The 8,960-nt window shown below is 35.2% G+C and carries 8 protein-coding genes and 1 other annotated feature; of the genes, 7 read left to right on the forward strand and 1 reads right to left on the reverse strand.

From position 1 onward, the window contains the following. Positions 1–3: 3 nt before the first annotated feature. Positions 4–501 (reverse strand): GNAT family N-acetyltransferase, encoded by a 498-nt coding sequence (locus NEH74_RS09960; protein WP_055305584.1) that lies wholly within the window; start codon positions 499–501, stop codon positions 4–6. Positions 502–927: 426 nt separating this feature from the next. On the opposite strand from NEH74_RS09960, the gene NEH74_RS09965 reads away from it, so the two are divergent. The 7 genes from NEH74_RS09965 (at position 928) to thrS (ending at position 8,933) form a co-directional block, all read left to right on the forward strand. Then, the gene (locus tag NEH74_RS09965) at positions 928–2,358 is read left to right on the forward strand and encodes a hypothetical protein (protein ID WP_055305585.1); all 1,431 of its coding nucleotides are present in this window, start codon (positions 928–930) and stop codon (positions 2,356–2,358) included. A 35-nt stretch (positions 2,359–2,393) separates the two neighbouring features. Further along, the gene (mutM, locus tag NEH74_RS09970; protein ID WP_055305586.1) at positions 2,394–3,239 is read left to right on the forward strand and encodes a DNA-formamidopyrimidine glycosylase; all 846 of its coding nucleotides are present in this window, start codon (positions 2,394–2,396) and stop codon (positions 3,237–3,239) included. Next, on the forward strand, positions 3,240–3,857 hold the full coding sequence (coaE, locus tag NEH74_RS09975; RefSeq protein WP_055305587.1) for a dephospho-CoA kinase: 618 nt from the start codon (positions 3,240–3,242) through the stop codon (positions 3,855–3,857). It begins immediately after the preceding gene. Positions 3,858–3,901: 44 nt separating this feature from the next. After that, positions 3,902–4,267 (forward strand): hypothetical protein, encoded by a 366-nt coding sequence (locus NEH74_RS09980; protein WP_055243304.1) that lies wholly within the window; start codon positions 3,902–3,904, stop codon positions 4,265–4,267. Positions 4,268–4,341: 74 nt separating this feature from the next. Then, on the forward strand, positions 4,342–5,700 hold the full coding sequence (locus tag NEH74_RS09985; RefSeq protein WP_055305596.1) for a replication initiation and membrane attachment family protein: 1,359 nt from the start codon (positions 4,342–4,344) through the stop codon (positions 5,698–5,700). A gap of 5 nt (positions 5,701–5,705) precedes the next feature. Then, complete coding sequence (gene dnaI, locus NEH74_RS09990; protein WP_055243303.1) at positions 5,706–6,614, forward strand: primosomal protein DnaI; 909 nt, start codon at positions 5,706–5,708, stop codon at positions 6,612–6,614. Between the two features lie 86 nt (positions 6,615–6,700). Next, positions 6,701–6,915 (forward strand) — a binding site (T-box leader). 80 nt (positions 6,916–6,995) lie between these two features. Further along, the gene (gene thrS, locus NEH74_RS09995) at positions 6,996–8,933 is read left to right on the forward strand and encodes a threonine--tRNA ligase (protein WP_055305588.1); all 1,938 of its coding nucleotides are present in this window, start codon (positions 6,996–6,998) and stop codon (positions 8,931–8,933) included. Positions 8,934–8,960: the final 27 nt, after the last annotated feature.

The following is an 8,960-nucleotide window of genomic DNA, read 5'->3' on the forward strand; positions in this document are numbered from 1 at the left end:
AAATTAATCACGGTTTATTGAGGTTAGGGGATTGTCAGTTGTTTTTTCTTCTAAATGTGCTTCGTAAATTCTAGAGGTCTCTCCCCAAGGATGGTAGCCTAACCCTACATAGTGAAAATCATATTTTTCATAGTATCCGATATGATCGGTACAAAGATAAAGTGAATTAAACCCTAGTTTTTTTGCCTCTTGTTTGATGTGTTCAATAAGGATTGAGCCATATGCATGATGGCGCTCATGTTCTTCGATGTATAGAGCACATAGCCAAGGATAGAGGTCCATTCGACTAATAAAATCATTTGTAATTAACCCTGCACAACCGATAATTTTATCTTCCTTTAATAGGAGATACCACTGAGGTAGCGGACTTTTTGTGTTGAGTGAATGAAGAATACAATCTTCATAAACCTTTAGGCTTTCTGGTGAAGCCCATTTTCCCTGGAAATAACTAATCGCCTGAGTTACAAACTCGGGGTTGGAAGAGACAGAAATCACATGCATAAGATCACTCCGTTTGGTTTAGAATAACTTATTCTATGAAAGGAGGATAACATCTATTCATAGATTTTCTTATAATCCTCTAAAGGTTTTAATTTAATATGAGAGGCTGAAAAAACAGTTTTACAGTGGCTAATTGAATGAGATTTAAAGTTAGAAGATGAGTCGTTATTTGAAGCGGGATATAAGTATTTAAAATAAAGTGAGGCTAATGATGAGGCGTATTTTATCTAGTTTGAACAGGATAGTCGTCTGATTTTTGTTGAATCTTTTTATGGGATAGGTGGTGCTTGATGAATGAATTAAGCACCATTTTTTTATGGTGTTGTATGTTGTTCATGACATTGTGAAAAAATGGAATAATTGATGAATTGCGTAGTGGTTGTATGATAAAATGATTATAAAAGTAGTTTAGCTGGGGTGTAGTTAATGGAGGGTGTAAAAAAGACTAGGGGATGTCAATTTTTTTCGCTTAAAGTTGGATTGGTTTTAGCGATTGTTTTTATTTTTGGAGGTGCTTTCTATTATAATCATCATGTGATTTTGTATCGAAATCAATTGAATCTTTTGGTAAGTTATTTATACGATGAAGTGTCACCTAATCAGGTAGGGGCTGTCTATCAGCGTATGCTTAATGTTGATAGTGATTATCGTGAACGAATTAAGAACGATTTAGAACCGGCTATGATTAGTCGGTATCAATATTATGCGAATCTTTATATGCTTCGAAAGATTGAGTATGAAGAGTATTTGCAATATGAACAAGTCATTGAACCATTATTTTTCTCAAATGATGAGGTTATAGAGACGATAGGTCAGGTCGAAAAATACTATCAATCTCAGCGCGCTTATTTAAAAGGATTCAGTCTTCAACAGCAAGGGCTGATTGAGGAGGCAATTGATTCTTATCAAGAAGTGATGTTTAACGACGAATATTATTATGAACTAGCTAAAATACAAAGACGTGAATGTATTCAAAGTATCAAAAATCAATATTTAACGGAAGCTCATCAGTACTATGAGCAAAAAAATTATATTGAAGCGATTCGACGTCTGGATTACTTGACGCAAACGGATCAAGATGAATTAGTTAACGCTTTGAAATGGTACTATGAGTCTGAATTCTATGTCGAAGCAATTAAAACAGTTGATGATTTCCTGGCAAAAGATGAACTAGCAAGTGCTATCTCGTATTTACAGCAAATATCTGATTCATTTGGCACACAGTATGCGGAGACACTTGAGTTAAAAAGATCAGAGATTAGTTTGCAACGAATGAAACGTCGAGATAAGGTGATGAGCAAGTATGCGTCTAAAATTCAAGTGAATTTAAATACGGAAAGCAGCCAACAAATCATCTCTTATAATGGGATTCCATTACAAGCTACCACGTCATTTAATGTGATTTCTTTTGCAACCAATACTTTTACAACTGTGAAAAAAGAAGTAGATGAAAGTGTAGAAGAGGAGCAAGTCGAACAATATATAAATGTGATGCCTTTACTCGTGACTAATAGTGAGTTAACGAGTGCAACCATGTCAATTTTACTTGGCTATTATAGTGAATTTTTGAATGATTTTGAGCAAGTTGACATTTATGCAGAGAATCAATTATTATATTCTTTTGATATTGATTCGACACAAAAACAACAAGTTTGGATTGATGATCGTGTGATTGAGTGGAGCGAAGTGGAGCTTTCAACACAGGAGGTATATGAATTATTGAATGAAGTTCAGGCCACAACATCGTTAAGCATTGTGTTCCGAGGTCCTCTGATGAACCATTCATTTGAATTAGAATTAGTTGAGAATGCAACATTAATCATGATGGCTGATATTTATCAGTCAATTAATAAATAAACAACTAGATTAGACGAAAAAGGAAGTTAGATAGTATGCCAGAATTACCAGAAGTTGAAACCGTTAAAGAGGCATTGAATCAAACGGTAAAAGGTCAAACCATTAAAGACATTGAACTTCGTTATGAGCCCATGGTAAAAAATATGAGTGCAGATGAATTTAAGGAAAAATTAATTAATCAAACCATTCAAGAAGTGAGTCGACGAGGGAAGTATTTAGTCTTTCATTTTGATGATTATCAATTGTTATCTCATCTACGAATGGAAGGAAAGTATTTTTATGTGGATTCTGATTTTGAATTAAATCCTCATGTTCATGCGATTTTCACGTTAGAAAATGGAAAACGATTATTATATCAAGATACACGTAAATTCGGAACGTATCATTTATACGATAAAGCCATTGATTTAGAAACGACGGCGCCGTTTCAAGTGTTAGGTTTAGAGCCTTTTGCAACAGAGTTTACACCATCATATGTGAAAGAAAAAATTCAGAACAAAAAGAAACCGATTAAATCATTGTTACTTGATCAAACAGTTGTATGTGGACTTGGAAATATTTATGTCGATGAAGTTCTTTATCGTGCCCGATTGCATCCATTAACTTCAAGCTCAGAATTAACAGACAAAGACATTGCAAATGTGGTAAAATATACGGTAGAAGTATTAGCGCGTGCAATTGAATTAGGTGGAACGACGATTCGTACGTTTCGTTCCTCGCATGGAGTTTCTGGAACTTTTCAAAATGAGCTGTTAGTTCATCAACGAAAAGGAGAGAACTGTTACGAGTGTCACACACCGATTGAGAAAATTAAAGTCGGTGGACGTGGGACCTATTTCTGTCCAACGTGTCAGAAGTTAACGGCGAAGGAGATGAAGTAAATGTTAGTCGTTGGATTAACAGGTGGGATTTCATCTGGAAAAAGCACAGTTACTTCATGGTTTTTAGAAAAGGGGATTGTTGTTTTAGATGCAGATCGTATTGTGAGACAACTTCAGAAGCCAGGAAGTCAGTTACTGTATGATTTAGCGCATGAGTTTGGCTCATCTGTGATTAAGGAAAATGGAGAATTAGCTCGTGATGTACTAGGTTCGATTATTTTTCATGATGAGTCGGCAAAGTATAAGTTAAATGAAATGATTCATCCGCTAGTCAAACAAAAAATAGTGGAGGGAATTGAAGTTGCGAGACGAAATGGGGAACAACTTGTGGTACTTGATGTCCCGCTACTGTTTGAAAGTGATTTTGAATCATTAGCTGATTGTACATTAGTTGTTTATGTTCCACGTGACATTCAAGTAAAACGTTTGATGAAGCGTGATGGAATTGATGAGGATTACGCGTTAGCGAAAATTAATTCACAAATGTCACTCGAACAAAAGCGAGATCGTGCTGATTATGTTTTAACTAATGAGCGCTCCATGAGTGAGTTACGAACTCAATTTGAGGAGATGTTTGAGATGCTTTGGGAAAAAGCATGTCAGACTTCTTTAGATTAGTCTTGACATATAGAGTTGCTATGAAATGATGGGAGGAATTAAAAATGGGATTTATGGACATGTTTAAAACGCACTTCGAGTCGGGGGAAAGGGCGACAGATGAGGTGTTGATGACACACTATTATAAAAATAATTATCAACAAACAAAGGCAGGATTGTTAGAGGTCGCTAAAGAGTTAGATTTCAATGTTGCCTTTGAAGACGATATTCGTCAAGAATTAATGTTGAAACGTAAAGATTGTGAGGTTATCGTCACGATTGTAAAAATTAATCCAATCGAAACGACGGTGGATTTTACAGTAAATACAGCAGGTCTAATCAGCTTTGGAAAAGGAAAGAAAGTCATTCAGTCTTTATATCAAGCATTAGATAAGCGATTAATGTTTAAAGGTCTTGCTTTAAACCGATAATATAAGAAATCAATCCCTATTTTAAATAGGGATTTCACATTTTAACAGAAGGAGTGTTTGTGGTGGATACAACGATGATTAAACCGAATACAGAATTCGAACTTTGTGTCACACAAATGATGACTTCGGAAGAATTGCAAATTTTAACGTTACTTTATCAACCTATTATCGGCTCTGTGGCCGTTAGCTTATATATGACTTTAAATACATTAGCTAGTAAAAGTAGTCCCTCTTTATTTTCACATCACTTATTATTACAAGTTTTAAATGTTGGAGTAGAAGATTTATTGGCTTTACGATATAAGTTAGAAGCAGTTGGATTGATTCAAGTGTATGTCACCGAAGAAGATCATCATTTGACATATTATTTAAAGAAACCGATGCAGGCAAAAGCCTTTTTTAATGATGGGATTATTAACGTCTTTTTAAATTTAAAAGTTGGAAATCATGATTATCAGCAATTAAAACAATTATTTGTTCAAGAACTCCCACACATTCAAGGACAAAATATTTCAAAACCTTTCAATGAAGTTTTTGATACAACGGTTCTTATGCGTTCTTCTGCTACTTTACAGGCAAGTCCTTTACCGACAGTGGCGGATAATCAAAAGGGTGTTAAATTAGAATTAGCATTTGATCAAGAATTGTTATTTGCCTTACTGAAGCAGTTTGGAATGGATGATCAGATATTATCTGATAAGCTATTAGATCAAATTAATAAAATTGCCTTTTTATATAAGCTAGATGAACATGAACTAGCGCGTCTCATTTTTGATGCCCTTGATACGGATGGCTTTGTGAATTTAGAAGTGTTCCGCAAGCAAGCGAAACAATACTTCCAATTCTTGAATAAAGGTAAGCCGATTGAGGTTGTGGAGATGCCAAAAACTAAACAGGAGGCGCCACTTATGGATGAGACACAAGCTGCTTTATCAAAAGAAAAGCAATTACTTGTCCATTTATCGCAAAATCCAATTGATTTCCTACGTTTTAAATATCACCAAAAAGAGCCCGTTCCAGCTGATCGGCAGTTAGTAGAGTGGTTAATGGTCGATCAACAGATGGCACCAGGAGTTGTTAATGTTTTAATTGATTATGTATTAAATATTTCAGATGGGCGTTTGCCAAAACAATTGGTTGAAAAAATTGCGGGTGAATGGCAACGTAAAGAAATTAATACAACTGAAAAGGCTATGGTACAAGTTAAGACAATGTTAAAAGCAAAACAAAAACGTGAAATTGAAAAAACAATGCCAGCAGCAGCGAAGGTGTATCCAAAGACAGCTCGAGTCGTACGACAAGAACAAGTGCCAGATTGGTTAAAGGCAAATGCACAACGTGTCGAAGAGAAGAAGTCATTAACGGATGACGATTTACAAAAGATCGAACGTATGAAACAATTACAAAGTCAACTTTTAAATCAGAAAGGGTGAGAGTGGTGCAACGAATTGGAGATTTAATGGCTAGACCAGCAGGGGCGAAGGAAGCTTATACGGAAATTTTAAATGAACCTGAGATTGCAAAAGCATTACATCAATATCAAGATGACATTGATCCATCTTTAATCTCGAATTATATTTCTGATTTAGATGAGTTTTTAAGAAATAAAGAAAAGTGTAACGGATGTGTAGGATTAAATAGTTGTAGGCAACCTATTAAAGGCCATTATCCAACACTGAAACCTTCTTATAAGCAATTAAAGGTGGCGTATACGCCATGTCAGTATGCGTTAAATCAAAAACATTTAGAAAATATTAAGAGTTTCCATATGCCGGCTGATATTTTAAATGCAAATTTCGAACAATTTATTATGGATCCGGAGCGTGCCGAGTTTTATGAAAAGGCATCGTTGTTCATCCATGAATATATGACGACAAAAAAAGGGCGTGGGCTTTATCTATATGGTCCATTTGGAACTGGAAAGACATATATGTTAAGTGCAATTGCTAACATTTTATCTCAACGAGGAATTGTTTGTGGACTTGTTTATTTTCCAGAATTAATTGCTGAAATTAAATCAGGATTTAATAGTGAAAACAGTAGTGCGTATGATAAGATTGAGCAATTAAAACAAATTGAAGTGCTTATGCTTGATGACATCGGAAGTGAGTCCATGACGAGCTGGATGCGTGACGAAGTGTTGGGGCGAATTTTAAACTATCGTATGCACCAAGGATTGCCAACCTTCTTTACTTCAAATCTCGATTATAATCAGCTTCAACATCATTATTCCTATACGCAAAAAGGTGAAGTGGAAGAAATTAAAGGAGCTCGTGTATTAGAACGCATTAAAGCTTTAACAACCCCTGTGGCCATTACAGGAACAAACTATCGCCAAAAACGATAAAAATTGAAGTATTTTTTCTTGATTTCAAAAAAATCATGCATTATAATATGAATCAGACATATAATATATAGGTAATTCGTCACATATTAAAAGTTTTGATAAGGATAAGGTTTAATAAAAACGACTTTTTAGAGAGGAAATCCTCGGCTGTAAGATTTCTAAGAACGCTTATTAAATTACTCCCTTTGAACTGGACTTGAAAAAGATTCCCGCTGGCTGCGTTAAAGCTGAATTAAGTTGCTGATAAAGTCTTTTACTTTATCGGAAATAGGATGGTACCGCGATTTCAATCGTTCCTACTCGTTAAGATTAGGAGCGATTTTTTTATATTCATAAAAATTCGCTCCGATCATCATGAATCACAAAAAGGAGGAAAACACTATGATTAACATTACTTTCCCAGATGGAAATGTGAAACAGTTTGAAAATGGAATTACTGCCGAAGCGATTGCTCAATCAATTTCACCAGGATTACGTAAACGTTGTGTGGCAGCTAAATTAAACGGACATTTATATGATTTAACTCGTCCAATCGAGGCAGATGCAAAAATCGAGTTAATTACAAATGATCGCCCTGAAGCTTGGGAAATCATTAATCACTCTGCGGCTCATTTAATGGCAGCAGCGATTAAACGTCTATATCCAGATGCAAAATTCGGAGTAGGACCAGCTATCGAAGATGGATTCTATTACGATATCGATACAGAAGCAAAAATCACTGAATCAGATTTAGCAGCGATTGAAAAAATGATGCAAAAAATTTCTTCAGAAGCTTTACCAATTATCCGTCGTGAATTAAGCCGTGAAGAGGCAAAAGAATTCTTTGCCAATGATGAATATAAATTAGAATTAATTGATGCTATTAAAGAAGGAGAAGTTATTACAACTTACTCTGAAGGAGATTTCACTGACTTATGTAGTGGAGTTCACGTGGGTAATACAAAAGATGTTAAATTCTTTAAATTATTAAATGTAGCGGGAGCTTACTGGCGTGGAGATAGTGATAACAAAATGTTAACTCGTATTTACGGGGCAGCTGCTTTAACAAAAGATCAATTAGCTGAACACTTACGTATTTTAGAAGAACGTAAAGAGCGTGATCATAAAAAAATCGGACGTGAATTAGAATTATTCACATTCAGTCCATTAGTTGGACAAGGACTACCAATCTGGTTACCAAACGGGATGAAAGTTCGTCAACAAATTGAGCGTTATATTATCGATCTAGAAGAAGAGTATGGATATCAACACGTTGCAACTCCAGTTATGGGATCAGTTGATTTATACCGTACATCAGGACACTGGGCACATTACAAAGAAGATATGTTCGTGCCAATGGAAATGGACAATGAAGAATTAGTTTTACGACCAATGTCTTGTCCTCATCACATGATGGTTTATAAAACAAAATTACGTTCATATCGTGATTTACCAATTCGATATGCAGAGCAAGTTATCCAACATCGCTTTGAAGCATCAGGTGCTTTAACAGGTCTTGAGCGTGTTCGTGCGATGACGTTAACTGATTCACATATCTTTGTTCGTCCAGATCAAATTAAAGAAGAATTCTCACGTTGTTTAGAGTTAATTCATCGCGTGATCAAAGATTTCGGTGTAGAAATCAACTACTATCGTTTATCTTTACGTGATCCAAATAACAAAGAGAAATACTTCGATGATGATAAAATGTGGGAAAATGCAGAATCAATGTTACGTGAAACATTAATTGAAAATAATATCCCGTTCATTGAAGCAGAAGGGGAAGCAGCCTTCTATGGTCCTAAACTTGATATCCAAATCAAAACAGCATTAGGGCACGATATCACAATGTCAACAATTCAATTAGACTTCTTATTACCAGAACGTTTCGATTTAACTTATGTTTCTGAAACTGGAGAAAAAGTACGTCCAGTTGTAATGCACCGTGGATTAATCGGAACTTATGAACGTTTCATGGCTTACTTAATTGAAACATATAAAGGAGCATTCCCATTATGGTTAGCACCAACTCAAGTAACAGTGATTCCGGTTAACAACCAATATCACTTAGAGTATGCAAAAGAAGTAGTGAAAGAATTACGTAAATATAAAATTCGCTTAGAACTTGATGATCGCGAAGAGAAAATGGGTTATAAAATCCGCGAATCACAAACTAAGAAAATCCCAATGTCTATCGTATTAGGAGACAAAGAGGTTGCAAATACTGAAGTAACATTCCGTCGCTTCGGAGAGCAAAAAACTGAAACATTACCACTTAAAGAATTCGTTCACTTCTTAGTTGAAGAAATCGCTGAGCGTAAAAATCATAAACCTGAATAATGAATAGAAAGGGGCTGTATCAAAATG

It is taken from the genome of Turicibacter sp. GALT-G1 (genome assembly GCF_025594995.1).
In the GTDB taxonomy this organism is placed as follows: Bacteria; Bacillota_I; Bacilli_A; order MOL361; family Turicibacteraceae; genus Turicibacter; species Turicibacter bilis.

Excerpts from the sequence above, each read along its gene's own strand:
- NEH74_RS09960 (WP_055305584.1), bottom strand. The coding sequence starts at position 501 with ATGCATGTGATTTCTGTCTCTTCCAACCCCGAGTTTGTAACTCAGGCG.
- NEH74_RS09965 (WP_055305585.1), top strand. The coding sequence starts at position 928 with ATGGAGGGTGTAAAAAAGACTAGGGGATGTCAATTTTTTTCGCTTAAA.
- mutM (WP_055305586.1), top strand. The coding sequence starts at position 2,394 with ATGCCAGAATTACCAGAAGTTGAAACCGTTAAAGAGGCATTGAATCAA.
- coaE (WP_055305587.1), top strand. The coding sequence starts at position 3,240 with ATGTTAGTCGTTGGATTAACAGGTGGGATTTCATCTGGAAAAAGCACA.
- NEH74_RS09980 (WP_055243304.1), top strand. The coding sequence starts at position 3,902 with ATGGGATTTATGGACATGTTTAAAACGCACTTCGAGTCGGGGGAAAGG.
- NEH74_RS09985 (WP_055305596.1), top strand. The coding sequence starts at position 4,342 with ATGATTAAACCGAATACAGAATTCGAACTTTGTGTCACACAAATGATG.
- thrS (WP_055305588.1), top strand. The coding sequence starts at position 6,996 with ATGATTAACATTACTTTCCCAGATGGAAATGTGAAACAGTTTGAAAAT.